This window comes from Pseudomonas sp. HMSC066A08 (assembly GCF_001813025.1).
Taxonomy (GTDB): Bacteria; Pseudomonadota; Gammaproteobacteria; order Pseudomonadales; family Pseudomonadaceae; genus Pseudomonas; species Pseudomonas aeruginosa.
This window is the reverse complement of record NZ_KV811280.1, coordinates 164,377-189,839: the sequence shown is the minus strand read 5'-3', so window position 1 is coordinate 189,839 and position 25,463 is coordinate 164,377. Positions and strand designations below refer to the sequence as shown.

The window sequence follows — 25,463 nt, the reverse complement described above, 5'->3', positions numbered from 1 at the left end:
CAAGGGACTGAAACATGGCTTTTACCGATCCGTTCATCCGTCGTCCGGTCCTGGCGAGCGTGGTCAGCCTGCTGATCGTCCTGCTCGGCATGCAGGCCTTCAGCAAGCTGGTGATCCGCGAGTATCCGCAAATGGAGAACGCGCTGATCACGGTGACCACGCTCTACGCCGGAGCCAACGCGGAAACCATCCAGGGCTACATCACCCAGCCGCTGCAGCAGAGCCTGGCCAGCGCCGAAGGCATCGACTACATGACCTCGGTGAGCCGGCAGAACTATTCGACCATCTCCATCTACGCGCGGATCGGCGCCAATACCGATCGCCTGGTCACCGAGCTGCTGGCCAAGTCCAACGAAGTGAAGAGCCAGCTGCCGCCGGACGCCGAGGACCCGGTGCTGCAGAAGGAGGCCGCGGACGCCTCGGCGCTGATGTACATCAGCTTCTACAGCGAGCAGATGAACAACCCGCAGATCACCGACTACCTGTCGCGGGTGATCCAGCCCAAGCTGGCGACCCTGCCCGGTATCGCCGAGGCGGAGATCCTCGGCAACCAGGTGTTCGCCATGCGCCTGTGGCTGGACCCGGTGAAGATGGCCGCGTTCGGCGTCACCGCCGGCGAGATCAACCAGGCGGTGCAGCAGTACAACTTCCTCGCCGCCGCCGGCGAGGTGAAGGGCCAGTTGGTGGTCACCAGCGTCAATGCTTCCACCGACCTCAAGTCGCCCCAGGCCTTCGCCGCCATTCCGGTGAAGACCGACGGCGACCGCCGGGTACTGATGGGCGACGTCGCGCGGGTCGAACTGGGCGCCGCCAGCTACGACGCGATCAGTTCGTTCAATGGGATTCCCTCGGTCTACATCGGCATCAAGGGCACGCCCAGCGCCAACCCGCTGGACGTGATCAAGGAAGTGCGGGCGAAGATGCCCGAACTGGAAGAGCAATTGCCGCCCAACCTCAAGGTGTCCATCGCCTACGACGCCACGCGCTTCATCCAGGCCTCCATCGATGAAGTGGTGAAGACCCTCGGCGAGGCGGTGCTGATCGTCATCGTGGTGGTGTTCCTGTTCCTCGGCGCGTTCCGTTCGGTACTGATCCCGGTGGTGACCATTCCGCTGTCGATGATCGGCGTATTGTTCTTCATGCAGGCCATGGGCTACTCGATCAACCTGCTGACCCTGCTGGCGATGGTCCTGGCCATCGGCCTGGTGGTGGACGACGCGATCGTGGTGGTGGAAAACATCCACCGCCACATCGAGGAGGGCAAGCCGCCCTTCGAGGCCGCCCTGGAGGGCGCGCGGGAGATCGCCGTACCGGTGGTCAGCATGACCATCACTCTCGCCGCGGTCTATGCTCCGATCGGCTTCCTCACCGGCCTCACCGGCGCCCTGTTCAAGGAGTTCGCCTTCACCCTGGCCGGCGCGGTGATCATTTCCGGGATCGTCGCCCTGACCCTGTCGCCGATGATGTGCTCGCGCCTGTTGCGCCACGAGGAGAATCCCTCGGGCCTGGCGCATCGCCTCGACCTGATCTTCGAGGGCCTGAAGCGACGCTACCAGCGCGCCCTCCACGGCACCCTGGACACCCGTCCGGTGGTCCTGGTGTTCGCCGTGCTGGTACTGGCGCTGATCCCGGTACTGCTGATGTTCACCAAGAAGGAGCTGGCGCCGGAAGAGGACCAGGGCATCGTGTTCCTCATGACCAACTCGCCGCAGACCGCCAACCTCGACTACCTGAATCGCTACACCGCCGAGTTCGAAGGCATCTTCCGCAGCTTCCCGGAGTATTACTCGGCGTTCCAGATCAACGGCTACAACGGCGTCCAGGCCGGCATCGGCGGCATGCTGCTCAAGCCCTGGGACGAACGCGGAAAGAGCCAGATGGAATTGCTCCATGCGGTGCAGGCGAAGCTCAACGAGATTCCCGGCGTGCAGATCTTCGCCTTCAACCTGCCGTCGCTACCGGGCACCGGCGAGGGCCTGCCATTCCAGTTCGTGCTCAACACCGCCAACGACTACGAGTCGCTGCTGCAAGTGGCGCAACGGGTGAAGCAGCGCGCCAGCGAGTCCGGCAAGTTCGCCTTCCTCGATCTCGACCTGGCGTTCGACAAACCCGAGCTGGTGGTCGACATCGACCGCGAGAAGGCCGCGCAGATGGGCGTCTCCATGCAGGACCTGGGGGTGGCGCTGGCCAGCCTGCTCGGCGAGGGCGAGATCAACCGCTTCACCATCGACGGGCGCAGCTACAAGGTCATCGCCCAGGTCGAACGTCCCTATCGCGACAATCCCGGCTGGCTCGGCAGCTACTATGTGAAGAGCCGCAACGGCCAGCTGGTCGCCCTCTCGACCCTGATCGAGACCCACGAACGGGCACGGCCACGGCAACTGAACCAGTTCCAGCAGCTCAACTCGGCGATCATCTCCGGCTTCCCCATCGTCAGCATGGGCGAGGCCATCGAGACGGTTCAGCAGATCGCCCGCGAGGAAGCCCCGCGCGGCTTCGCCGTCGACTACGCCGGCGCTTCCCGGCAATACGTGCAGGAAGGCAGCGCATTGCTGGTCACCTTCGGACTGGCCCTGGCGATCATCTTCCTGGTCCTCGCCGCACAGTTCGAAAGCTTCCGCGATCCGCTGGTGATCATGGTCACCGTGCCGCTGTCGATCTGCGGTGCGCTGATACCGCTGTTCCTCGGCGTGTCGAGCCTGAACATCTATACCCAGGTCGGCCTGGTGACACTGATCGGCCTGATCAGCAAACACGGCATCCTGATCGTCGAGTTCGCCAACCAGTTGCGCCACGAACAGGGGCTGGGGCGTCGCGAGGCCATCGAGCAGGCCGCCGCGATCCGCCTGCGGCCGGTACTGATGACCACCGCGGCGATGGTGCTCGGGGTGATCCCGCTGATCCTCGCCACCGGCGCCGGGGCGGTCAGTCGCTTCGACATCGGCATCGTGATCGCTACCGGCATGTCGGTGGGCACCCTCTTCACCCTGTTCGTCCTGCCGTGCATCTACACCCTGGTGGCCAGGCCGGATGCCCCGCCAGGCGTGACGCAAGCGGCAAACGCACACTGATCGGAAACGGCGGACAGCGACAACAGCGCTGTCCGCCGGCGCTGTCGCTCCATCCCACAGCCCTCCGGGCGCGATCCTATGTCCGCCGGCAGCCGCCTCCAGTAGACTGCCCGCTGAAACGCAGTGGTGAGACGAGCATGGCCGAGAGCGCTTTTTCCGAACGTATCGTGCAGAACCTGCTGGATACCGACTTCTACAAGCTGACCATGATGCAGGCGGTACTGCACAACTATCCCAACGCCGAGGTGGAGTGGGAGTTCCGCTGCCGCAACCAGGAAGACCTGCGCCTGTACCTGCCGGCCATCCGTGAACAGCTGGAATACCTGGCGGGCCTGGCGATCAGCGACGAGCAACTGGCCTTCCTCGAACGGATTCCCTTCCTCGCGCCGGACTTCATCCGCTTCCTCGGGTTGTTCCGCTTCAACCCGCGCTACGTGCAGACCGGCATCGAGAACGACGAATTCTTCCTGCGCCTGAAAGGTCCCTGGCTGCACGTGATCCTCTTCGAAGTGCCGCTGCTGGCGATGATCAGCGAGGTGCGCAACCGCGCCCGCTACCCGGCGGCCACCGTCGAACAGGCGCGTGAGCGCCTGCAGGAAAAGTTCGATTGGCTGCGCCGGGAGGCCAGCGCCGAGGAACTGGCCGGCTTCAAGATGGCCGACTTCGGTACCCGCCGCCGCTTTTCCTATCGGGTCCACGAGGCGGTGGTGAGCGGTCTGAAGGAGGACTTTCCAGGTTGCTTCGTCGGCACCAGCAACGTCCACCTGGCGCGCAAGCTCGACCTCAAGCCCCTCGGCACCATGGCCCACGAATGGCTGATGGCCCACCAGCAGCTCGGTCCACGCCTGATCGACAGCCAGAGTGCCGCGTTGGACTGCTGGGTCCGCGAATACCGTGGGCTGCTCGGTATCGCACTGACCGACTGCATCACCACCGATGCCTTCCTGCGCGACTTCGACCTCTATTTCGCCAAGCTCTTCGACGGCCTCCGCCACGACTCGGGCGACCCTTTGCTGTGGGCGGAAAAGACCATCGCCCACTACCTCAAGCTGGGCATCGACCCGCTGACCAAGACCCTGGTGTTCTCCGACGGCCTCGACCTGCCGCGGGCCCTGAAGATCTATCGTGCGCTGCAGGGCCGGATCAATGTCAGCTTCGGCATAGGCACGCATTTCACCTGCGACCTGCCGGGCGTCGAGCCGATGAACATCGTGGTGAAGATGAGCGCCTGCAACGGCCATCCGGTGGCGAAGATCTCCGATACTCCCGGCAAGGCCCAATGCCGGGACCCTGACTTCATCCACTACCTCAAGCACGTGTTCCAGGTCGCCTAAAGCAAGCCTGGCGTGCCACGGCAAGGTGGCGCATGAGGCCTGGTCCTTATTCGGCCCATGCCTCCGATGATCTCATCGCCCATGAAAAAGCCCCGCCAAGGCGGGGCTTTTTCGACCAGGAGACTCAGCGCGACAGGCTGGCTCCCCCCTGAGAAAGACCGAACATCAGCAGCAGGATGTCCTTGTTCGGCTGGACCTCCTGGCGCGTCGGCCGCTCGGCCTTGAGCGCCGAAGGCGTCGGGCAGTACTCATGACCGCCGCTCATCTGCACCACGTTCGGCGCGGGTTCGTGCCAGGCGGCAGCCGCGGCTGTAGCCACGGCGAGAGCGCCGACCAGCAACAAACCTCGAGTGATTTCTAATTTCATGTCTGCAACCCTTTGATGGCGCTGCCAAACGCCGTCTGGTAACCATAGATGAAGGCTTGCCACTGCGCGCCAGTCCACGACGAACGGCGCTTCAACTGCTTCAGGTCGTGCTGGGACGCCCTGCTCACCGTAAGGCGGCGGCGACTCTTCTCCAGGTCGATCAGCGCGACTTCGATGGCCTCGCCCTCGACGCGAACGAAGATGTGCTTCGGATAGAGACAACCGTGCTGCCAGTGGGCGAGATTCATCCGGGCGATGGTAGCGCCGATTTGTTGCAGAATTCTTTGGTGCTTCGCTTCGCCCCAGCGGTCCTGGTCACCGCGCGCATAGCACTCGTCGAGGCTGGAGAAACCCTCCAGGGCTTCGGTCACCAGCAGCGCCTGCCATTGCCCGTCGACCTTGCGGCAGCCGGAATAGACCAGGCGCGGCACGCGTATACCGAGCGACTCGAAGGCCCGTAGCGCATCGCGCTCGCGCATGGCGGTGGGATAGCCGAAAGGGCGCTGCCAGTCGCGGTAGACGTGGCCGGTCTGCTGCTTGCGATAGAGCAGCCGTCCATCGCCGGTGTACACCCGCTGCACGCCGCTGGCCCCGCCGCGCCGCTCGTTGGGCTCCTCGACCCAGCTGCCGGGTACCTGCAACCACTGGTCGATGGCGGAGTCGCCGGAGATACGTTGCAGGGATGCCAGATCGGGAGCCATCGTTATTCCTTTCGCAAGATATAGACCCGCCACATGTGGTACAGCGGGATGAAATCGAGATGCTTCTGGACGACGAAGCCGGCGTCGCGGAATTCGCGCTCGACCGTTTCGGCTGGTAACACGAAGCGGTTCTGGTAGCCGTTCTGTTCCCCGTTCGCTACCCGCCGTGCCTCCATGCGCCTACGCTTCCAGGCCTTGAAATTGCCATCGACCCAGAGGGAAAGAATCACGCTGTCCCGCGTGACCCGGTGAAACTCGCGGAGCAGGACGCGTCGATCGTCCGCCTCGCCGATGTGGTGGAGCAGCCGCATGCAGAAGATATTGTCCACCGAGCTGTCCGGCAGGTCGATGGCGAAAGCGGAAGTCTGCAAGGGCCGTACCCGTTTAACCACACCGTCCGCCTGGCCGGCGCAGGCGACCGCCAGCATGTCCGCGGAATTGTCGGCACCGATGATAACCCGGTTGTCCTTTTCCGCCAGCAGCGGCCAGAAGCGTCCGGCGCCGCAGGGCAGGTCGAGCACCAGGTTGGGCTGTCCCGCGAGCTTCAGCGCGTGCCGGGCGAGTTGGACGTCGCGCCGGTGGGAAAGTTTCCGGGCGAGGCCGTCCTGATGCTTCTTCAGGTAGGCCTCAGCATGCTCGCGATCATACTTGTGAGAAAAGTCGAGGTCGACAGGCGGATTGTTCATGACGGGAACTCCAGGACTCATGAGACGAACGGTATGAATCCAGCCGTCAAGCTCGGGTCAAGGGGTGGTGAATTTTTCGTCAAGCAACATCGAGTAAAACTTCGAACCGGCAGCCGTGCGGCTCCACCGCGCTGAGGGTTACGCTCCAGCCCTCGGCCGCGCAGATCCGCTTCACCAGCGAGAGCCCCAGGCCAAGGCCTTCGCCACGTCCGGAGCTGGAACTGCCACGAACGAAGGGCATGAAGATGCGTTCGCGTTGTTCTTCCGGGACGCCCGCCCCGGTGTCCTCGACGCTGAAACCACGCTCGTCGAGGGTCAGCGTGATGCTCCCGGCATCGGTGTAGTGGGTCGCGTTGCGCAACAGGTTGCCCATCACCGCGCGCAGCAGCGGCGCGTTGAACTGGCCGGCGCAGGCACCTTCGTTGCGGTAGTGCAGGGTCAGGCCTCGCGCCTCGACCTGTTCGCGCCAGACCTGGACCAAGTCGTCGGCGATGCTCTCCAGGCTACCGTGGGGCGCCAGGCTTTCCTCGCCCTTCTGCGCACGCGCCAACAACAGGAAGGTTTGCACCAGGTCGCGCATCTCCTCGGTGGCCTTGGTCATCCGCTCCAGTTGTCCACGGGCGCGCGGGCCCAGGCTGGGTTCTTCGGCCAGCAGTTCGCATGAAGTGGCGATGACCATCAACGGCGTACGCAACTCATGACTGACGTCGCTGGTGAACAATTGCTCGCGCTTGAGCGCGTCGCGCAGGCGGCCAAGGGTCTCGTCGAAGGAAGCAGCCAGCTCGCCGACCTCGTCGTTGGCGTAGTCCGGCGCCAACGGCGGCGCCAGACCGAGCAACTGTTCGCGATGCCGCACCTGGCGCGCCAGGCGCACCACCGGCTCCATCACCTTGCGCGCAAGCATCCAGCCAAGCAGGCCGGCCAGCGCGATGCTCAGCACATAGCCGGTCAGCACCGAGGCGTAGAGCACCTGCTCGCGCGCTTCGAAATCGCTCTGGTCCTGCAGCAGGACGAAGCGGCGACCATCGATGTCGCGCACCAGCGCATGGAACGACAAGTCGCCCTCGAACACTTCGTGGAAACCGACATCCAGTTGGTCCAGCGCCGGCGGCATGGCGTAGGAGCCCTGGCCGTCGCTGATGAAGAAGCGCATGCCGGGATCGAGCACCGGGTTGCGTCCCTGGGCCAGGTCGTCGCGCAGGATGCGCTCCAGTTCGCCGCCCAGGTCGCGGGAAATCAGGCGCTCCTCGATGATGTGGACCACGCCGACGATGCCGGCGGAGAACAGTCCCCCCACGGCGACCGTCATCAGCATGAAGGCGATGACGATCCGGCGGGCGAGGCTCTGCTTATACTCCATTCGGCTCCTCCGCCAGGCGGTAGCCGACGCCATGCACCGTATGCAGCAAGGCCACGGAGAATGGCTTGTCGATCACCTGACGGAGTTGATGGACGTGGCTGCGCAGGCTGTCACTGTCCGGGCAGTCGTCGCCCCAGACCGCTTCTTCCAGGGCATCCCGGCGCACCACATGGGGGCTCTTCTGCATCAGCACGGCGAGCAGCTTGAGGCCGATCGGGTTGAGCTTGAGCGACTTGCCCGCGCGCTTGACCTCCAGGGTATCCAGGTCGTAGCTGAGATCGGCCACGCTCAGCTCGCGGCGGCCGCCACCCTGGGCGCGACGCAGCACCGCCTCGATGCGTGCGGAAAGTTCGGAAAGGGCGAAGGGCTTGACCAGGTAATCGTCGGCTCCGGAACGAAACCCCTGCAGGCGATCGTCCAACTGGTCGCGGGCGGTGAGCATGATCACCGGGGTGTCGCGCCGCGCGTCTTCGCGCAGGCGCCGGCACAGGGCATAGCCGTCGATTCCCGGCAGCATCACGTCGAGCACGATCAAGTCGTAGTGCTCGGTGGCCGCCAGGTGCAGGCCAGACAGCCCGTCCTGCGCGCAATCCACGGTATAGCCCTTGAGCGACAGGTAATCGGCCAGGTTGGCCAGGATGTCGCGGTTGTCTTCGACCACCAGTATTCGCATGTCCCACTCCTTCGCAGGAAGACCGATCGAGCGCCTCTCGCGCATTTACGGATTCTTCACCGGCGATTCACACCGGCTCTACGCTCGCCACCAGAGACTGCATGGCGTCTTCCACGGCCGCCGATCATAGCGGCTTTGCGGATGCGCACGAACCCCGGCGGTGGATTTAACCAGCGTCGAAGTCAAGAGAACGTCAACGCCAGCGTTGGAGATCGCATGACCCAGGCCGCCGTCCATTCCCCTTCCCGTCCATTCAACCCCTGGCTGTTCCTCGCCCTGCCGCTGGGCCTGGCGGCACTGCTGCTGGCCTTCGAGCCGGTGACCCTCGACCTCGCCCTGGCCAACCTGATGTACGAGCCGGGCGCCGGCTTCATCGGCCGGCACAGCTGGTTCCTGGAGAACATCCTGCACGACCGCGTCAAGCAACTGGTGATCGCCATCAGCGTCCTCGGTCTGCTGATCTCCATCGCCGGACTGTTCCACCGGCCATGGCGCGCACTGAGCCGGCCGCTGGCCTATGTGTTCCTCGCCATGAGCCTTTCAGCCAGCATAGTCACTCCGCTCAAGGCGCTCACCGCCGTGCAGTGCCCCTGGAGCCTGGCGCAGTTCGGCGGCGAGGAAACCTATAGTTCGCTGCTCAGCCCACGGCCGCCGACCGAGCACCCCGGACGCTGCTGGCCGGGCGGGCACGCGTCCTCCGGATTCGTCCTGTTCGCGCTGTTCTTCGCTCTGCGCGACCGCAAGCCCAGGCTGGCGCGCTACGCCCTGGTCTTCGCCTTCGCCATGGGCTGCCTGCTATCGCTGTCGCGCATGCTGCAAGGTGCGCACTTCCTCTCGCACAATCTGTGGACGATGCTGTTCGACTGGCTGATCTGCCTCGGCCTGTACCGCCTGATGCTCTACCGACCGGAGACGCGAGGACAGCGCAGCGGCGCCGACGAAAACCGCGCTCAGGAAGACGGTTCGTCCGCTCCCAGCACGCCGAACTCGATGGGCACCTTCATGTAGAACAGCCGCACGCCGGCCTGGCGGATCGACTCGAACAGCCGTTCTGCCTGCTCGGGATCGACCGCCATGAGGATTTCCTGCGGCTGGTCGGCCAGCTCGAAGAAGTGCATCGAATGCAGCCGGCCGCTCTGGCCGAAGCCTTCGCTGGCAGCCAGCGCGGTGGCACCGCGCACGCCCAGGCGGCGCGCCTCTTCCAGCAGCCAGTCGCAGATCGGCTGGCCCTGGTGGCGACGCCCCTGCTGGGTGATGAAGGTCAGTTGATAGCCTTGCATGGTCGGTCCTCCCGCTGCGCTATTTGCCCAGCATCCAGTTCATCGAGAACAACCCCAGCAGGGTCATCAGCAACGAGCCGCTGACGTGCGTCGCGATGGCCCCGGCGGCCCAGCCCAGGCGGCCCTCCTGAAGCAGGCTGACGACCTCGGCGGAAAAGGTGGAGAAAGTGGTCAGGCCGCCGCAGAACCCGGTGATGATCAGTAGCCGCCATTCCGGAGCGATGCCCGGCGCCTGGGCGAAATAGGCAATCGCCGCGCCGATGACATAGCCGCCGACCAGGTTGGCCAGCAGCGTGCCGGGAGGAATGCTGGGCAGCAGGCTGTTCAGCTTGAGCCCGAGGAACCAGCGCAGCAACGCCCCCAGGGCGGCGCCGAGGGCGATGGCGAGAATGGATTTCCACATAGTCCTGTCCTTGTAGGAGCGATTCGGACAGGCGGCAGGCGAGCGCCTACGCGCCTTTCCAGGTTCATGCGTAGGCATCATCAGCCCCAGGGGCGGTTGAAGGAGGAATGCCATCTCCTGTCGGCAAGAGTGGCACAAAGCGAGGCACCTATCAAAGGCCGGAGTACGCCGGATCGCCCGAAGCGTGCCAGTCTAGGGAACCTTTCCCCTTCCTTCGCCGGAGCCCCCATGCGCCCAGTCCTGCTGCTTTGCTGCCTGTTCCTGTCCGCCACCGCCCAGGCCGAGGATTGCTCGCCGCAAACCTCCGTCGGTAGCTGGTGCGAGCTGCCGCTCGCGGCCCTCCACCCGACCCAGCAGAATGTCGGCCTGCTGCAGGTCGAGGATGACCAGGCCAAGCTCGCCGGGAAGAAGCCCAAGGCTCTCGAGCGCTACTTGCGCAAGAAGGAGGTTCCGGTGGTGATCGGCCCCGGTGGCCGCTTCTACCTCACCGATCGCCATCACCTGAGTAGCGCGCTCTGGCGTCTGGACCCGAAACAGGACGTACCGGTGAAGGTGATCGGCCGACTCCCCCAGGCCGCCGACTTCTGGGAGAGGATGCAGGAAAACCACTGGGTCTGGCTGCACGATGCGCGTGGCGCGGAGATCCCGCCCGAGGCCCTGCCGGACGCTCTCGCCGGGCTTGGCGACGATCCCTACCGCGCCCTGGCCGGCTACGCCGAGGACGAGAACGCCTTCGACAAGGATCGGCAGAGCTATTTCATCGAATTCCACTGGGCGCGCTATTTCGGCGAACGCATGCACTGGCGGCCGATCAGCCGCGCCACTCTGCCCGACGACCTGAAGCAGGCGCTGCGCCTGGCCTGCGAACCGGCGGCAAAGGAGCTGCCGGGCTACCGCCAGGAATGCCCGCGCTGAGGAATAAAAAAGCCCCGCCGAAGCGGGGCTTTTCCAACCACAGGGGCCGGTCGGCTTACATCATGCCGCCCATGCCGCCCATGCCGCCCATGTCAGGCATGCCGCCCATGGCCGGCTTGTCTTCCACGATCTCGGCAACCATGGCTTCGGTGGTGATCATCAGACCGCCGATGGAGGCCGCAGCCTGCAGAGCGGAACGAGTGACCTTGGCCGGGTCCAGGATGCCCATCTCGATCATGTCGCCGTACACGCCGGTAGCAGCGTTGAAGCCGTAGTTGCCGGAACCCTGCTTGACCTTGTCGACCACTACGCTCGGCTCGTCGCCGGCGTTGGCCACGATCTGGCGCAGCGGCGATTCGACGGCGCGACGCAGCAGGGCGATACCGACGTTCTGCTCCTCGTTGTCACCCTTCAGGCCTTCGATGGCTTGCAGGGCACGAACCAGGGCTACGCCGCCGCCGGGAACCACGCCCTCTTCCACCGCTGCACGAGTAGCGTGCAGGGCGTCTTCGACGCGGGCTTTCTTCTCTTTCATCTCGACTTCGGTGGCAGCGCCTACCTTGATCACGGCAACACCGCCGGCCAGCTTGGCCAGGCGCTCTTGCAGCTTCTCGCGGTCGTAGTCGGAAGTGGTTTCCTCGATCTGCTTGCGGATCTGCAGGACGCGGGCCTCGATATCAGCCTGCACACCGGCGCCATCGATGATGGTGGTGTTTTCCTTGTTGATCACGACGCGCTTGGCGTTGCCCAGGTGCTCCAGGGTAGCGCCTTCCAGGCTCAGGCCGACTTCTTCGCTGATCACGGTACCGCCGGTGAGGATGGCGATGTCCTGCAGCATGGCCTTGCGGCGGTCGCCGAAGCCCGGAGCCTTGACGGCCGCGACCTTGACGATGCCACGCATGTTGTTCACCACCAGGGTGGCCAGGGCTTCGCCCTCGACGTCCTCGGCGACGATCAGCAGCGGACGGCCGGCCTTGGCGACGGCTTCCAGCACCGGCAGCATTTCGCGGATGTTGGAGATCTTCTTGTCGACCAGCAGCAGCAGCGGGCTATCCAGCTCGGCAGCCATGGTGTCCGGCTTGTTCACGAAGTAGGGGGACAGGTAGCCGCGATCGAACTGCATGCCTTCGACGACGGACAGTTCGTTTTCCAGGCCCGAGCCTTCCTCGACGGTGATCACGCCTTCTTTACCGACTTTTTCCATGGCTTCGGCAATGATCTGGCCGATGGACTCGTCGGAGTTGGCGGAGATGGTGCCTACCTGGGCGATGGCCTTGGTGTCGGCGCAGGGCTTGGCCAGCTCTTTCAGCTGGGCGACGATGGCCACGGTGGCCTTGTCGATGCCGCGCTTCAGGTCCATCGGGTTCATGCCGGCGGCAACGGCCTTCAGGCCTTCGTTGACGATGGCCTGGGCCAGGACGGTCGCGGTGGTGGTGCCGTCACCGGCAGCGTCGTTGGCCTTGGAGGCAACGTCTTTCACCAGTTGCGCGCCCATGTTCTCGAACTTGTCTTTCAGCTCGATTTCCTTGGCGACGGAAACGCCGTCCTTGGTGATGGTCGGAGCGCCGAAGGACTTGTCCAGAACCACGTTGCGACCTTTCGGGCCGAGGGTGGCCTTGACGGCATCGGCCAGCACGTTCACGCCGACCAGCATTTTCTTGCGAGCGGAATCGCCGAACTTAACTTCTTTGGCAGCCATGTTCTCTTTCCTCTAAATCGAATTCGGTGAAAACGGAGTGGGGAGACCGATCAGTCTTCCAGGACGGCGAGGATTTCGGACTCGCCCATCACCAGCAGTTCCTCGCCATCGACCTTGATGGCGTTGCTGCCGGAGTAAGGCCCGAAGACCACCTTGTCGCCCACCTTCACTGCCAGAGCGCGCACTTCGCCGTTGTCCAGTACACGACCGGTACCTACGGCTACCACTTCACCGCGGTTCGGCTTCTCGGCGGCGGAACCCGGCAGCACGATGCCGCCTGCGGTCTTGGTCTCTTCCTCGCTGCGACGGATAACGACGCGATCATGCAGAGGACGAAGCTTCATAGTCGTAACTCTCCCAAACAGTGGTTTCCAACGGCCGGATCGAAGTCCGGCGGGTTTTGTTGAAGCCGGCGTTGCCGGTTTGCGACTCGACGCGCGAGCCGCGTAAGACAGCCTGCCCTTGTGGCAGGGACCTTGCGGTGACGGTTACATAAGGTCGCCACAAGCCATTTCAAGGGCATGCAGTGAAATTTTTTTTCAGTTGCGCGAATCGTCGCGGCGCTCGTACTCGCCCTCGATGACGTTCGGCCGCGACGGACCCTGTCCGTAGCGGGCGCTCAGGTCGTCGGCGAAGGCGCGCCGGCGCAGCGCCTGCTGTTCGACGCGGCGGCGCAGGCCGCCGAGCATCAGGCGACGGGTGAAAGGAATCAGGCAGAGGATGCCGAAGATGTCGCTGATGAAACCCGGCAGCATCAGCAGGCCGCCGCCGACGGCGATCAACAGGCCTTCGAGCATTTCCTGCTCCGGCAGTTCGCCACGGGCCAGTCGCTCGCGGGCGCGCCAGGCGGTGGCCACGCCGGCCACGCGCAACAATGCGGCACCGATGAAGGCGCTGGCGACGATCAGGAACAGGGTCCAGCCGACCCCGATGACACTGCCGACCTTGATCAGGACGGCCAGCTCGACCAGCGGGAAGAGCAACAACAGGAAGAGGAAAGCGCGCATTTCAGAGTCCTTGGCGGGGCCCGTTTGCCCCCGGTACCACCAGTAGTTGGCGCCAGCCGGGGAAGAATTCAACCCTGCTCCGGCTCGACGGTCGGCCAGCGCTCGGCCCTGGCCAGTTGCACCAGCGCCTGGCGCACGGCCCCGGGGTTGCCGCAGGCGGCGGGGAACGGCAGCCAGTGCAGGCCCTGGCCGATGCGCAGGTGGAAACCTTCTGTATCAATTCCCGCCAGCTGTGCCGCGGCATGCGCCGGCAGTCCGGCCAGTTCCACATAGTGGGCGATGGCGGCGGCGTGGTCGCTGTTCATGTGCTCGATCATGCCGCGCTCGGCTTCTCCGGCGAACGGATTGGCCAGCGGCACGCGCTCGGCGGCCAGCCAGTGGATCGCGCCGAAACCGCCGATGAAACGCCACTGGACCGGCTGCAGCACCCAGAAATCGAAATCGTGGACCCGATGGTAGTCGGCGGACTCGGGGAAATAGCGGTAGTAGCGCTCGGCCGCCGCGGCGACCTCCTCCTCCGCCAATTGCCGCGCCTCGGCCAGCAGGGTGAGGCGGCCGACAGCCTGGATATCCTCGGCGCCGCGCTCGCCTACCAGCATCGAGCAGCGCGGGTCCGCCTGCAGGTTGTGGGTGTGCTGGGCGATCCGGCTGATCAGGATCAGCGGCCGGCCTTCGGCATCCAGGCAATAGGGAACCACCGAGCCGAAGGGAAAGCCCGGCCATTTCTTCGAGTGGGTGGAAAGGACCGCACGGTATTCCTTGAGCAGCAATTCTCGGGCATTCTTTGCAGCTTCAACGCTCAATTTATGACTCCTTGCATAGAATCCGTCGTAAACGGACGGGCATATCAAAGTACGTTCGCAGGTGCCGGCAAGGTCCGCTTCCAGAAACTGCTCGTGGGGTTCCAAGCAATGCAATTGAAAGACAAGGTCATCATCATCACCGGCGGCTGCCAAGGGCTCGGTCGGGCAATGGGCGAATATCTCGCCGGCAAGGGCGCCAGGCTGGCCCTGGTCGATCTCAACCGCGAACGTCTCGACGAAGCCGTCGCTGCCTGCAAGGCCGCCGGCGGCGACGCTCGCGCCTACGTGTGCAACGTGGCGGACGAGGAACAGGTTACCCACATGGTGGCCCAGGTCGCCAGCGACTTCGGCGCGATCAACGGCCTGGTCAACAACGCCGGCATCCTCCGCGACGGCCTGACCATCAAGGTCAAGGACGGCCAGTTGAGCAAGATGAGCCTGGCCCAATGGCAGTCGGTGATCGACGTCAACCTCACCGGCGTGTTCCTCTGCACCCGCGAAGTGGCGGCGAAGATGATCGAGCTGAAGAACGAAGGCGCGATCGTCAACATTTCCTCGATCTCCCGCGCCGGCAACATGGGCCAGGCCAACTACTCGGCAGCCAAGGCCGGGGTGGCCGCGGACACCGTGGTCTGGGCGAAGGAACTGGCGCGCTACGGCATCCGCGTGGCCGGCGTGGCGCCGGGCTTCATCGAGACCGAGATGACCGCCGGGATGAAACCCGAGGCGCTGGAAAAGATGACCGCCGGCATCCCCCTCAAGCGCATGGGCAAGCCGGTGGAGATCGCCCACTCGGTGGCCTACATCTTCGAGAACGATTACTACACCGGCCGCGTTCTCGAACTGGACGGCGGCCTGCGCCTGTAGACCCCGGCCCGGCAAGGAAAAAGCCCCGCTATCGCGGGGCTTTTTCGTGCAGGCCGGCTTACCAGCCGACCCCGAGGCCGAAGGTATAGCGGCGCTGGTTGACGTTGCCGTCGTTGCCGCTGAACTTGTCCCATTCCGCCTTCATGCTCAGCGAAGCCCAACTGGTCAGCTTGTAGCGGATCCCCGCTTCGGTCTGCAGCTCGTAGTCCAGGCCGGATTGCAGCGGCTTGCTGACCTCGCCGTTGGTGAACAGCTCGAACTGCTTGGCCAGCAGGTAGCGGTTGTAGTCCCACTTGAAGCTCGACGAATAGAAGTGTTCCTTCTCGCCGTCGGCGAACTCGTAGTCGTTGCGGTTGACCAGGGTGGCGATGGAGAACGCGCCCAGCTCGTTGTCCCAGAACTGGTAGCCGGGGCCGGTACCGACGGTACGCTTCTTCGCCAGGTCCTCGATCATGTCGCGCTTGTAGGCGACCTGGCCCTGCCAGAACCAGTGGTCGTCGATGAAGCGGTCCAGCGCGTACTGGCCGGAATAATTGTCGGTGCTGACCTGGCCGTTCTTCTTCTCGCGGTTGTACTCGCCCTGCACGTTGTGGCGCCAGAGTCCGTGGCGGGCGTTGGTCTTGAAATCGATGTCGTAGTCGGACACATCGTTCTCGGCCTGCTTGCGGTCCAGCGAGAAATCGACGTTGCCGTTCCATACCCAGTCCTGGAGGATCGGCTTGGGCGGCATCATCTGCTGGATGCTGGCCAGCTCCACGGTCTTCGGTTCGCCGTTGACCAGGGTCACCTGGCCCGGCCCGGCGGCCTTGATGCCCTTGGAGTGCTCGCCGGTCTCGGCATCCTGCTTGACCAGCAGGTTCTGCTCGCTCTCGAAGGTGGAGATCTTGTCCCACTTGAGCGTGATGTCGCCGCCATAGTCGGTCTTCAGCAGCAGCTTGCCGCCGTCGAACAGGGTGATCTTGCCGGTAAGGCGGTCACCGTTCTTCATCCAGACCGTATCGGCTAGGACAGAGGTGGAAGTTGCAAGGGCAGCGAGGCACAGCAGGATTCTCGACAACATGAGCACAAATCAACTGAGTTGGGTTCGAAGAGGCCGGCATTATCCAAATGCCGGGCGGCAGAGCAAGGACCGGGGCATGGGCGGTAAAGTTCAGCCGGATCGACCGAAAGGTGAGCCGCGTCACCAGCCGACGCCGACCCCGATCAGGTAGTGCCGGTCGGACTGGGTGCCCCCCTCGGAGCGCAACTGGTCCAGCTCATAGAGGAACGAAAGACGCGCCCAACTGTTCAGGCGATAGCGCAGGCCGTATTCGCTGTCGAGCAGATAGTCGATCCGCTCGATACCGGGAACCAGCACGATTCCCTTGCTGTACAGCTCCAGCCGGGTGCCGGCGAGCAGCCGCTTGTAGTCCCACTCCAGCGAATAGGAGGTGAAATCCTCGCGTGGCTGATCGCGCCACTCCAGTTGCCAGCGACTGATCTCGGCGACCAGGTCGAAACGCCCGAGTTCGTCGTCCCAGAACTGGTAGCCGGGGCCGCTTCCCAGCGCGCTCTGGCGCTCCAGGTTGTCGATCGCATCGTGCTTCTGCGAATAGCTGCCACGCCAGAACCAGTGTTCGTCGAAGAAGCGATCGAGGTCGTAGTCCAGCTCCCAGTTGTCCTCGACCTTGCGCCCATCCTTCTTTTCCCGCTCCACTTCCCCCGCCAGCACGTGGCGCCAGGCGCCGTGGCGAACCCGGGTATCGCCCTTGAGCTTCCATTCGTCCTTGTCGCTGTCGTTGCGCTTGCTATCCAGCTTGACGTCGAGATTGCCCTCCCAGACCAGGTCCTCCACCAGCGGTCGCGGCGGCACCATCTGGCGAATACTGGCCAGCGGGACGGTATGGCTGCCGCCATCGACGATCCGCACCATGCCCTTGCCCGCCGCCTCCAGGGTTCGGCTACGCTGCCCGGATACGCCCTGCTGCTTGATCAGCAGGGGTTTGTCGGAACTGATGGTGTCGATATCCTTCCAATCGATCAGCACCTGGCCGGCATAACGGGTCTTCAGCGCCAGCTTGCCGCCGTCCATCAGCACGATCTCGCCGGACAGGCGGTCGCCGTTGTCCAGCCATACGGTGTCGGCCAGCGCGGGGCCGGCCAGGAGCATCACGACGATTGAACAGAGGGCTCTGAGCGACATGGGCGTTCACAAGGCGGACAGGAAAGGGAAAACCGATGAGCATGCATGGGCCGGCAGCGACCCGGCAAGTGCCCAGGCGCGCCGCGAGGCCCTGTACCTGGTGCTGGCGCAGGTGCCGCCGGGGCTGGTGGTCAGCTACGGGCAACTGGCCGAACTGGCCGGCCTCGGTCGCGCCGCCCGCTGGGTCGGCAGGACGCTCAGCCAGTTGCCGGTGGATACCCGCCTGCCCTGGCATCGGGTTCTCGGCGCCGGCGGTCGCATCAGCCTGCCGGCGGACAGTCCCGGCGGTCGCGAACAACGCGCACGCTTGCGCGAGGAAGGCGTTCTCCTGCACAACGACAGGGTGGACATACGTCGGCATGGCTGGCTTACAGCGAAGTAGAGCGGTTAGAGTGCGCGTTATTTTTTGCGGAACGGTTACCCCATGACTCAGCAATCCTGGCGAGAGGCCCTGGTCGCCTACAAGTCTCCCGCCAGCCTGGCCCTCCTGCTGCTCGGCTTCGCCGCCGGCCTGCCGACCATGCTGGTGTTCAACACCCTGTCGGTGTGGCTGCGCGAAGCCGGCGTGGCGCGGGATACCATCGGTTTCGCCAGTTGGCTGGGGCTGGTGTACGCCTTCAAGTGGGTCTGGTCGCCGATGCTCGACCAGTGGCGCCTGCCCTTCGTCGGCCGTCTCGGCCGGCGCCGTTCCTGGCTGGTGTTCTCGCAGGTGCTGATCGCCTTGGGACTGCTCGGCATGGCCCTGTGCAATCCGCAGAGCCACCTGCCCTGGCTGATCGGCCTGGCCCTGCTGGTGGCGTTCGCCTCCGCCACCCAGGACATCGCGATCGACGCCTACCGCTTGGAAATCGCCGAGGATAGCCGCCAGGCCGCCCTCGCCGCCTGCTACATGACCGGCTACCGCGCGGCGATCCTGCTGGCCAGTGCCGGCGCGCTGATTCTCGCAGAATGGTTCGGTTCCACCAGCCTCAACTACAGCCAGTCGGCCTGGGGCCTGACCTATGCGTTGTTCGCCCTGCTGATCCTGCCTGGGCTGGTCACCAGCCTGCTGATCCGCGAGCCGGCGGTGGACGTGCCGATCCACGTCAACCCGTCGCGTTTCGACTTCAACCACCAACTGCTCTCGGTGCTCCTGCTGCTGATCCTGCTGATCTCGCTGCCGGCGATGATCACCGCCCTCCTCGACCGCGCCTGGCCGCGCGCCGGCCTCTACGCGCTGCTCATGGGGATCTGCCTGTCGCCGTGGGGACGCCAGCAGATCCGCCCGGTCCGCGAACTGCTCGCCACCGTGCGCAGGCCGCTGCTGGTGGCGGCGCGCGGCAAGGAAGTGCCGCTGTTCGATTTCGTCCACCAGGCGGTCTCGGTGATGGTGCTGATCATCCTCCTCGTCACCGTCACCGCCATGTGCCGCGCCTACTACTCCGGTGCCTGGCCGCGCGGCACGCTGTTCCTGCTGATCGCCGCGTCCTGCCTGTCGGCACCCGGACGCCTGCTGATGGCCCCGGTGCTGACACCGATCACCGAGTTCGTCCAGCGCTATCGCTGGCAGGCCCTGCTGCTGCTCGGCCTGATCTCCACCTATCGCCTGTCGGACACGGTGATGGGGGTGATGGCCGGGGTCTTCTACATCGACATGGGCTTCTCCAAGGAAGTCATCGCCAGCGTCAGCAAGGTCTTCGGCGTACTCATGACCCTGATCGGCGCCGCCGCCGGCGGGGTGCTGATCGCCCGCTTCAGCATCCTCTCCATCCTGTTCATCGGCGGTGCCGCCTCGGCCGCCACCAACCTGCTGTTCGCCATGCTCGCCCAGCTTGGCCCGCTACACGCCGAGGCTCTGCCCAGCCACGACGTGATCAGCCTGGTGATGGCGCTCGAGCCGCACGTGCTGATGCTGGTGATGACCATCACCCTCGACAATTTCAGCGGCGGCCTCGCCGCCTCGGCCTTCGTCGCCTACCTGTCGAGCCTGACCAACCTGAAGTTCTCCGCCACCCAGTACGCCATGCTCAGCTCGACCATGCTCCTGCTGCCGCGCTTCATCGGCGGCTACTCCGGAACCATGGTCGAGAGCCTCGGCTACGAGCGCTTCTTCTACGTCACCGCGGTGATGGGCATTCCCACACTACTGCTGATCGGCTGGTTGTGGCTGCGCCGCGCGCCGACCAGCGAGACGCCGGCGCCGGGCCACCAGAACGCCGAGCAGCACTGAGGCGAGAATGAAAAAGGCCGGCATTCGCCGGCCTTTTTTCGTGGATCGTACGGGCCTCAGTCGGCCATCGCACCCTGCACAACCTTGACCACCCGCTGCGGGAAGGGAATGCCGATACCTTCCTTGCCCAGCGCGTCGCGGGCCTTTTCGTTGAACATGAACATCACGTCCCAGTAGTCGGCGTTCTTCACCCAGACCCGCAGGGACAGGGTAATCGCGCTTTCGCCGAGATTGGAAACCACCGCCACCGGCGCCGGGTCCTTAAGAACCCGCGGGTCGTCGGCCATGGCCAGGAGAATGTTCTGCGCATTCTTCAGGTCGGCGTCGTAGTCGATGCCGACGTCGAAGATCACCTTGCGCAGCGGCTCGGCGGAGTAGTTGGTCACCGTTCCGTTGGACAGCGCCCCGTTGGGCACGATGATCCGCTTGTTGTCGCCGCTACGCAGCACGGTGTGGAAGATCAGGATCGAATCCACGGTACCGGCCACGCCCTGCGCCTCGATCCAGTCGCCGACCTTGAACGGGCGGAACAGCAGGATCAGCACGCCGCCGGCGAAGTTAGCCAGGCTGCCCTGCAGGGCCAGGCCGATGGCCAGGCCGGCGGCGCCGATGGCGGCGACGAAGCTGGTGGTCTGGATGCCGATCATGGAAGCCACGCTGACCACCAGCAGGATCTTCAGGACGATGCTCACCAGGCTGCCGACGAAGCCTTGCAGGGTGCGGTCGACGCTGCGCCTGGCGAGCAGGCCGCCGACCCGGCCGGTCAGGGTGTTGATCAGCCACCAGCCGATCGCCAGGGTCAGCAGCGCCAGGGCGACCTTGCCGCCGTACTCCAGCACGATCGGCAGCCAGGACTCGGTCTGCTGCACCAGTCGGTCGTAGTTCAATTCCATGCATTACCTCCATTTCTCGAAAAAAACACCCCTCCCTTGCGCAACGGAAACGGGACGGGCTTGCAGATTCCTGCCTGGACGCCGTGCGGCGACGTTCCCGGGCCTGGATACGAATCGGCGCAGCGCGGACGAACCGACGCTGCGCCGACGGGGGCGGACAACGCGGGAGAGGTCGCGGCGGCGCTACTCCCTATTGCGATGCCCGGGATGGCTAGAGGTTCCGAAAAACCTCGTCAATCGCGGAAGTTGGTGAACTGCAGCGGCATGCCGAGGGATTCGCCGCGCAGCAGGGCGATGGCCTCCTGCAGATCGTCGCGCTTCTTGCCGGTGACGCGCACCTGCTCACCCTGGATGGCGGCCTGGACCTTGAGCTTGCGCTCCTTGATCAGACCGACGATCTTCTTCGCCAGGTCCTTGTCGATGCCCTCGCGGAAGTTCACTTCCTGCTTGACCACCTTGCCCGACGGGTAGGCATCCTTGATCTCCATGCACTGGCTGTCGACCTTGCGCTTGACCAGGTTGGAACGCAGGATGTCGAGCATCTGCTCGAGCATGAAATCGGCTTCGGCGGTGAGGGTCACCGACTTGTCCTTGGCTTCGAAACTGCATTTGCCTTTCAGGTCGAAACGGCGATCCAGTTCCTTGATGGCGTTGTCCACGGCGTTGGTCAACTCGTGTTTGTCCAGTTCGGACACCACGTCGAACGAAGGCATGTCATCTCTCCAGATGGACGGCGCGACAGGGTTCACAGACGGAACCGCGCCTGGCTTGACGGTAAAAAATGCCCGCCCATTATAACCGAGCCCTCGCGAGCGAATGCCCGCCGGTGTGGCGGAGACCGACGATTTCTTCCCGATGGCGCGCGACCGCGGCCGGGACCCGGCCTCCCGCGACGAACCGGGCCCTTGCCGGCAGCGTACCGGCGCCCATCCTCTTCTCGAGTCCGTTCATGCCCAACCCCGATCTCAGCATCCTGGTCGTCGACGACGCCAAGTTTTCCAGCGCCATGATCGGCCGCGCCCTCAGCCAGGCCGGCTACCAGGACATCCGCTTCGCCAGCAGCGCCAGCGAGGCCCTGCAGCAGCTCGAACAACGCCCGGTCAGCGTGCTCCTGGCCGACTGGCTGATGCCGGAGATGGACGGCCTGGAACTGACCGCCCGGGTCCGCCAACTGGACGAAAGCATCAACCACTACACCTACATCGTCCTGCTCACCGGCAAGGAGGGCGAGAACGTCCTCGGCGAGGCCTTCGACCGCGGCGTCGACGACTTCGTCAGCAAGGCCGCGATGAACGAGCAACTGGTGCCGCGCATCTACGCAGCCGACCGCCTGTGCAACACCCTGCAACGGTTGCTGGTGGAAAACCGACTGCTCACCGAAAACATCGCACGGATGGAAGAACGCAACCTGGTGGATACCCTCACCGGCCTCGGCAATCCCCGCTACCTGCGACAGAAGCTGGCCGACAGCCTGCGCCAGGTGGAAACCCGCGGTGGAGCGCTGTGCTACCTGCTGGTCGGCATGCCCGAGGCACCGGTCCTGCGCCAGCGGCACGGCGAAGCCTTCCATCGCGAGCTGCTGCTCGGCGTGGCCAGGCGCCTGCAACAGCTGGTCCGGCCGCTGGATGTGCTGGTGCGCCTGGACGAGCAGCATTTCGCCCTGATCACCCTGGTGGAGGACCTGCACGAATGCTCGTCGAGCAGCTTCAAGCGGCTGCACGACGGGCTCAACCTGAAGGCCTTCAAGACCAGCGAAGGCTTCATCAGCCTGAAAGCCGGCATCGCCATGCTCGGCCTCGACAGCGGGGCATTGCCGCTGGGCATCGACGAACTGCTGCAGCGCACCGAGGCCCTGTTGCCCGATGCCTATGCCAGCGGCAGGATCGCAACCTGCCGGCTACCGACACTGCGCTAGACTTCGCTCTATCGTCAGCCATTCGCAGTAGCCACCATGACCTGGCATATCCTCGGCGCCGGTAGCCTCGGCAGCCTCTGGGCCGCGCGCCTCGGGCGCGCCGGCCTGCCCGTCCGCCTGATCCTGCGCGACCGCCAGCGCCTGCGCCGCTACCAACAGGCCGGCGGACTGAGCCTGGTGGAAGACGGCCAGGCCAGCCTCTACCCGATCGCCGCGGAAACCCCGGACGGCGGGCAACCCATCCAGCGCCTGCTGCTGGCCTGCAAGGCCTACGACGCGGAGGAAGCCGCCTCCAGCCTGGCCCATCGCCTGGCCGGCAACGCCGAACTGCTGTTGCTGCAGAACGGCCTGGGCAGCCAGCAAGCGGTCGCCGCCCGCCTACCGCGCAGCCGCTGCCTGTTCGCCTCCAGCACCGAAGGCGCGTTCCGCGATGGCGAGTTCCGCGTGGTCTTCGCCGGCCGCGGGCACACCTGGCTCGGCGATCCACGCGACACAAGCGCCCCCGCCTGGCTGGCGCAGCTATCCCAGGCCGGGATCCCGCACAGCTGGAGCGACGACATCCTCGAACGCCTGTGGCGCAAGCTGGCCCTGAACTGCGCGATCAACCCGCTGACCGTCCTTCACGATTGCCGCAACGGCGGCCTGCGGCAGCACCCGGAAGAGATCGCCGCGCTTTGCGACGAACTCGGCCAGTTGCTCCACGCCAGCGGCTACGACGCCGCCGCCAGGAGCCTGCTGGAGGATGTCCGGGCGGTGATCGACGCCACCGCGGCCAACTATTCCTCGATGCATCAGGACGTCGCCCGGGGCCGGCGCACGGAAATCGGCTACCTGCTCGGCTACGCCTGCCAGCACGGGCAGCGCCTGGGACTACCGCTGCCGCGCCTGGGAACCTTGCTCGCCCGCCTCCAGGCCCATCTGCGCCAGCGCGGTTTGCCCGACCGCTAAAGCGCGTTACCCTGCCCGCCATTCCTTTTCGCCGCGGACCGCCAGAGCCCATGAACCTGCGCCAGCGCCTCGACAACCTGCCCGTAGGGCAGAAACTGCTCGCCGCCCTGCTGATCCTGCTGGCCACCGTGCTGCTGGTGGCCAACCTGGCGTTCATCAGCGCAGCCTACTGGATTTCCCAGGAGAGCGTCGCTCCCCAGGCGATGCAGACCATCGGCCGGCTGATCGCCAACCCGGCGCTCAGCCAGCCGGCACTCAGTTCACCGCAGACCGCCGAGGTCCTGCTGCGCCAGCTCAACGATTACCAGCCGTTGCGCGCCGCGGCCCTGTACGACAGCAATGGGCTGATGCTGGCCGACCTGCAACGCGGCGACACGCTCAAGCTGCCGGCCCGCCTGGACCGCCTGGAGCACTGGCGGCGCGGCGAGTACCGCCTCAACGCGCTGATCGAACTGCCCCAGGAAAACGCCCGTCCCGGCTACCTGCTGCTGGTGGCCAGCGGCGAACTGCCGAGCGCGTTCTACACCGGAACCCTCACCGCCAGCCTGGCGATCCTCGGCGTCAGCGTGCTGCTCTGGCTGCTGGTGGCGCAGCAGATACGCCGCCTGATCACCCGGCCGATCCGCGATCTCGAGGAACTGTCGCGGCAAGTCACTCGCGAGGAGAACTACGCCCTTCGCGCCCAGCGCGGCAACGGCGACGAGATCGGCCGCCTGGCCGATGCGTTCAACACCATGCTGACTCGCATCGAGGCCCGCGAGCAGCAGCTCAAGCGCGCCCGCGATGATGCCCAGGAAGCGGTCGAGCAGGCCCAGAGCCTGGCCGAGGAAACCCGCCGCTCGAACCGCAAGCTGGAACTGGAAGTGCAGGTGCGCAGCAAGATCGAGAAGAAGCTCACCGGTTTCCAGCACTACCTCAACAGCATCATCGACTCCATGCCTTCGGCGCTGATCGCGGTGGACGAGCAACTCTACGTCACGCAGTGGAACCAGGAGGCCAGCCAGCTTTCCGGCACCAGCCTGGACGATGCGGTCAACCAGCCGGTTTTCCTCGCCTTTCCCTCGCTCAAGCCATTCCTTCCGCAGCTCACCCGGGCTGCCGAGAAGCACAGCGTGGAGCGTGTCGAACGGGTCACCTGGGCGCTGATCGACACGCCGCGCCACTACGCTCTGACCTTCTACCCGCTGATGGGCGGCACCGGCCGCGGCGCGGTGATCCGCATCGACGACATCACCCAGCGGCTGAGCCTGGAAGAAGTGATGGTGCAATCGGAGAAGATGCTTTCGGTCGGCAGCCTCGCCGCCGGCATGGCCCACGAGATCAATAACCCGCTCGGCGCAATCCTGCACAACGTGCAGAACATCAAGCGGCGCCTGTCCCCGGAGCTGGCGAAGAACGTCGAGCTGGCGGCCGAGGTCGGAGTGCCGCTGGAAGACATCAATCACTACCTCGATGGCCGCGACATCCCGCGCCTGCTGGAAGGCATCCAGCACGCCGGCTCGCGGGCAGCGAAGATCGTCACCCACATGCTCGCCTTCAGCCGCCGCAGCCACCGGCAGATGACCGCTTGCGAACTGCCCGCACTGCTCGAACAGGCGGTGGAAATCGCCGGCAACGACTTCGACCTGGCCGAAGGCTTCGACTTCAAGTCGTTGCAGATCGTCCACGAGTTCGACCCCAACCTCGGCCCGGTGCCGGTGATCGCCAACGAGGTCGAGCAGGTCCTGCTCAACCTGCTGAAGAACGCCGCCCAGGCCATCCACCAGCGCGACGACGAAGAGGAAGGCGAACAGGGCCGGATCGTCCTGCGCACGCGCCTGACGCCGCCCTGGGCGGAAGTCCAGGTGGAAGACAACGGCAGCGGCATGCCCGAACTGGTGCGCAAGCGTATCTTCGAGCCGTTCTTCACCACCAAGGAAGTCGGCCAGGGCACCGGTCTCGGCCTGTCCGTCTCGTATTTCATCATCACCAACAATCACAAGGGCCAGATGGAAGTGCGCTCGGAACTGGGCCGCGGCACCTGCTTCAGCATCCGCCTGCCGCTGGAAAGCTCCGAAGCGGTCGCCCCGGCACAAGCCAAGGCCCTGCCGCCCGCTCTGCCGCAACCCGGTAGCAGCCTGCGGCGGGGCGACGAAGAGGAAGGTTGAAAC

General features: G+C 65.0%; 24 protein-coding genes, 1 pseudogene and 1 riboswitch. Of the genes and pseudogenes, 10 read left to right on the top strand and 15 right to left on the bottom strand.

Annotation, left to right across the window (positions count from 1 at the left end; translation table 11 throughout):
• The first annotated feature begins 14 nt into the window (after nt 1-14).
• A complete protein-coding gene (gene mexW / locus HMPREF2886_RS06575) occupies nt 15-3,071 on the top strand; it encodes a multidrug efflux RND transporter permease subunit MexW (protein WP_033970608.1) in 3,057 nt (1,018 codons plus the stop codon).
• A gap of 137 nt (nt 3,072-3,208) precedes the next feature.
• Nucleotides 3,209-4,405: a nicotinate phosphoribosyltransferase gene (gene pncB / locus HMPREF2886_RS06570; protein ID WP_003102657.1), complete on the top strand. Its 1,197-nt coding sequence runs from the start codon at nt 3,209-3,211 to the stop codon at nt 4,403-4,405.
• Nucleotides 4,406-4,529: 124 nt separating this feature from the next.
• Here the strand turns inward: pncB and HMPREF2886_RS06565 are convergent, their stop codons facing one another.
• The 5 genes from HMPREF2886_RS06565 to HMPREF2886_RS06545 form a co-directional block, all read right to left on the bottom strand.
• On the bottom strand, nt 4,530-4,772 hold the full coding sequence (locus HMPREF2886_RS06565; protein ID WP_003102660.1) for a hypothetical protein: 243 nt from the start codon (nt 4,770-4,772) through the stop codon (nt 4,530-4,532).
• A complete protein-coding gene (locus HMPREF2886_RS06560) occupies nt 4,769-5,473 on the bottom strand; it encodes a lipopolysaccharide kinase InaA family protein (RefSeq protein ID WP_033970606.1) in 705 nt (234 codons plus the stop codon). The genes HMPREF2886_RS06565 and HMPREF2886_RS06560 overlap by 4 nt, the downstream gene beginning before the upstream one ends.
• Before the next feature lie 2 nt (nt 5,474-5,475).
• Nucleotides 5,476-6,159, bottom strand: a complete 684-nt coding sequence (locus tag HMPREF2886_RS06555) for a class I SAM-dependent methyltransferase (protein WP_033970605.1) — start codon at nt 6,157-6,159, stop codon at nt 5,476-5,478.
• A 79-nt stretch (nt 6,160-6,238) separates the two neighbouring features.
• A complete protein-coding gene (locus tag HMPREF2886_RS06550) occupies nt 6,239-7,519 on the bottom strand; it encodes a sensor histidine kinase (RefSeq protein WP_033976435.1) in 1,281 nt (426 codons plus the stop codon).
• Complete coding sequence (locus HMPREF2886_RS06545; RefSeq protein WP_003094039.1) at nt 7,509-8,192, bottom strand: response regulator transcription factor; 684 nt, start codon at nt 8,190-8,192, stop codon at nt 7,509-7,511. Before HMPREF2886_RS06545 ends, HMPREF2886_RS06550 begins: the two co-directional genes overlap by 11 nt.
• Before the next feature lie 216 nt (nt 8,193-8,408).
• Between HMPREF2886_RS06545 and HMPREF2886_RS06540 the strand changes: the two genes are divergently transcribed.
• A complete protein-coding gene (locus HMPREF2886_RS06540) occupies nt 8,409-9,200 on the top strand; it encodes a phosphatase PAP2 family protein (RefSeq protein WP_033970603.1) in 792 nt (263 codons plus the stop codon).
• Here HMPREF2886_RS06540 and HMPREF2886_RS06535 read toward each other — a convergent pair.
• Complete coding sequence (locus tag HMPREF2886_RS06535; RefSeq protein ID WP_039027839.1) at nt 9,143-9,472, bottom strand: DUF190 domain-containing protein; 330 nt, start codon at nt 9,470-9,472, stop codon at nt 9,143-9,145. The two genes, HMPREF2886_RS06540 and HMPREF2886_RS06535, sit on opposite strands and share 58 nt — an antisense overlap.
• Nucleotides 9,473-9,491: 19 nt before the next feature.
• Nucleotides 9,492-9,875: a fluoride efflux transporter CrcB gene (gene crcB / locus HMPREF2886_RS06530; protein WP_003094051.1), complete on the bottom strand. Its 384-nt coding sequence runs from the start codon at nt 9,873-9,875 to the stop codon at nt 9,492-9,494.
• Nucleotides 9,876-9,939: 64 nt separating this feature from the next.
• A riboswitch (Fluoride riboswitch) is annotated at nt 9,940-10,002 on the bottom strand.
• 101 nt (nt 10,003-10,103) lie between these two features.
• On the opposite strand from crcB, the gene HMPREF2886_RS06525 reads away from it, so the two are divergent.
• Nucleotides 10,104-10,790, top strand: a complete 687-nt coding sequence (locus HMPREF2886_RS06525) for a ParB-like protein (protein WP_070746985.1) — start codon at nt 10,104-10,106, stop codon at nt 10,788-10,790.
• Between the two features lie 55 nt (nt 10,791-10,845).
• On the opposite strand, the gene groL is transcribed toward HMPREF2886_RS06525, so the two are convergent.
• From groL to HMPREF2886_RS06505, 4 genes are all read right to left on the bottom strand, one after another.
• Nucleotides 10,846-12,489: a chaperonin GroEL gene (groL, locus tag HMPREF2886_RS06520; RefSeq protein ID WP_003094059.1), complete on the bottom strand. Its 1,644-nt coding sequence runs from the start codon at nt 12,487-12,489 to the stop codon at nt 10,846-10,848.
• A gap of 50 nt (nt 12,490-12,539) precedes the next feature.
• Nucleotides 12,540-12,833, bottom strand: a complete 294-nt coding sequence (locus HMPREF2886_RS06515) for a co-chaperone GroES (protein ID WP_003094064.1) — start codon at nt 12,831-12,833, stop codon at nt 12,540-12,542.
• A 195-nt stretch (nt 12,834-13,028) separates the two neighbouring features.
• Complete coding sequence (locus tag HMPREF2886_RS06510) at nt 13,029-13,496, bottom strand: FxsA family protein (RefSeq protein WP_033970597.1); 468 nt, start codon at nt 13,494-13,496, stop codon at nt 13,029-13,031.
• 68 nt (nt 13,497-13,564) lie between these two features.
• Nucleotides 13,565-14,299: a HugZ family pyridoxamine 5'-phosphate oxidase gene (locus HMPREF2886_RS06505; RefSeq protein ID WP_033970596.1), complete on the bottom strand. Its 735-nt coding sequence runs from the start codon at nt 14,297-14,299 to the stop codon at nt 13,565-13,567.
• A 108-nt stretch (nt 14,300-14,407) separates the two neighbouring features.
• Between HMPREF2886_RS06505 and HMPREF2886_RS06500 the strand changes: the two genes are divergently transcribed.
• On the top strand, nt 14,408-15,166 hold the full coding sequence (locus HMPREF2886_RS06500; protein WP_003094072.1) for an SDR family oxidoreductase: 759 nt from the start codon (nt 14,408-14,410) through the stop codon (nt 15,164-15,166).
• Nucleotides 15,167-15,224: 58 nt separating this feature from the next.
• Here HMPREF2886_RS06500 and HMPREF2886_RS06495 read toward each other — a convergent pair whose 3' ends face one another.
• Both HMPREF2886_RS06495 and HMPREF2886_RS06490 read right to left on the bottom strand, forming a co-directional pair.
• Complete coding sequence (locus tag HMPREF2886_RS06495; protein ID WP_079385240.1) at nt 15,225-16,232, bottom strand: DUF481 domain-containing protein; 1,008 nt, start codon at nt 16,230-16,232, stop codon at nt 15,225-15,227.
• Nucleotides 16,233-16,346: 114 nt separating this feature from the next.
• Nucleotides 16,347-17,348 (bottom strand): DUF481 domain-containing protein, encoded by a 1,002-nt coding sequence (locus HMPREF2886_RS06490; RefSeq protein WP_070746983.1) that lies wholly within the window; start codon nt 17,346-17,348, stop codon nt 16,347-16,349.
• On the opposite strand from HMPREF2886_RS06490, the gene HMPREF2886_RS06485 reads away from it, so the two are divergent.
• Both HMPREF2886_RS06485 and ampG read left to right on the top strand, forming a co-directional pair.
• A complete protein-coding gene (locus HMPREF2886_RS06485; RefSeq protein ID WP_058018455.1) occupies nt 17,347-17,730 on the top strand; it encodes an MGMT family protein in 384 nt (127 codons plus the stop codon). The genes HMPREF2886_RS06490 and HMPREF2886_RS06485 overlap by 2 nt on opposite strands.
• Nucleotides 17,731-17,772: 42 nt before the next feature.
• Nucleotides 17,773-19,557, top strand: coding sequence for an MFS transporter AmpG (ampG, locus tag HMPREF2886_RS06480; protein WP_033976431.1), 1,785 nt, complete (start codon nt 17,773-17,775; stop codon nt 19,555-19,557).
• 56 nt (nt 19,558-19,613) lie between these two features.
• Here the strand turns inward: ampG and HMPREF2886_RS06475 are convergent, their stop codons facing one another.
• Together HMPREF2886_RS06475 and HMPREF2886_RS06470 are read right to left on the bottom strand one after the other, a co-directional pair.
• Nucleotides 19,614-20,450, bottom strand: a complete 837-nt coding sequence (locus HMPREF2886_RS06475) for a mechanosensitive ion channel family protein (protein ID WP_033970588.1) — start codon at nt 20,448-20,450, stop codon at nt 19,614-19,616.
• A gap of 233 nt (nt 20,451-20,683) precedes the next feature.
• Nucleotides 20,684-21,163: a YajQ family cyclic di-GMP-binding protein gene (locus tag HMPREF2886_RS06470; RefSeq protein ID WP_003094081.1), complete on the bottom strand. Its 480-nt coding sequence runs from the start codon at nt 21,161-21,163 to the stop codon at nt 20,684-20,686.
• Between the two features lie 103 nt (nt 21,164-21,266).
• On the opposite strand from HMPREF2886_RS06470, the pseudogene HMPREF2886_RS06465 reads away from it, so the two are divergent.
• From HMPREF2886_RS06465 to HMPREF2886_RS06455, 3 genes and pseudogenes are all read left to right on the top strand, one after another.
• Nucleotides 21,267-22,365 (top strand): annotated as a pseudogene (locus HMPREF2886_RS06465) (response regulator).
• Nucleotides 22,366-22,401: 36 nt separating this feature from the next.
• Nucleotides 22,402-23,313: a putative 2-dehydropantoate 2-reductase gene (locus HMPREF2886_RS06460; RefSeq protein ID WP_070746981.1), complete on the top strand. Its 912-nt coding sequence runs from the start codon at nt 22,402-22,404 to the stop codon at nt 23,311-23,313.
• Between the two features lie 50 nt (nt 23,314-23,363).
• Nucleotides 23,364-25,460 (top strand): sensor histidine kinase, encoded by a 2,097-nt coding sequence (locus HMPREF2886_RS06455; protein ID WP_003106517.1) that lies wholly within the window; start codon nt 23,364-23,366, stop codon nt 25,458-25,460.
• Nucleotides 25,461-25,463 lie beyond the last annotated feature (3 nt).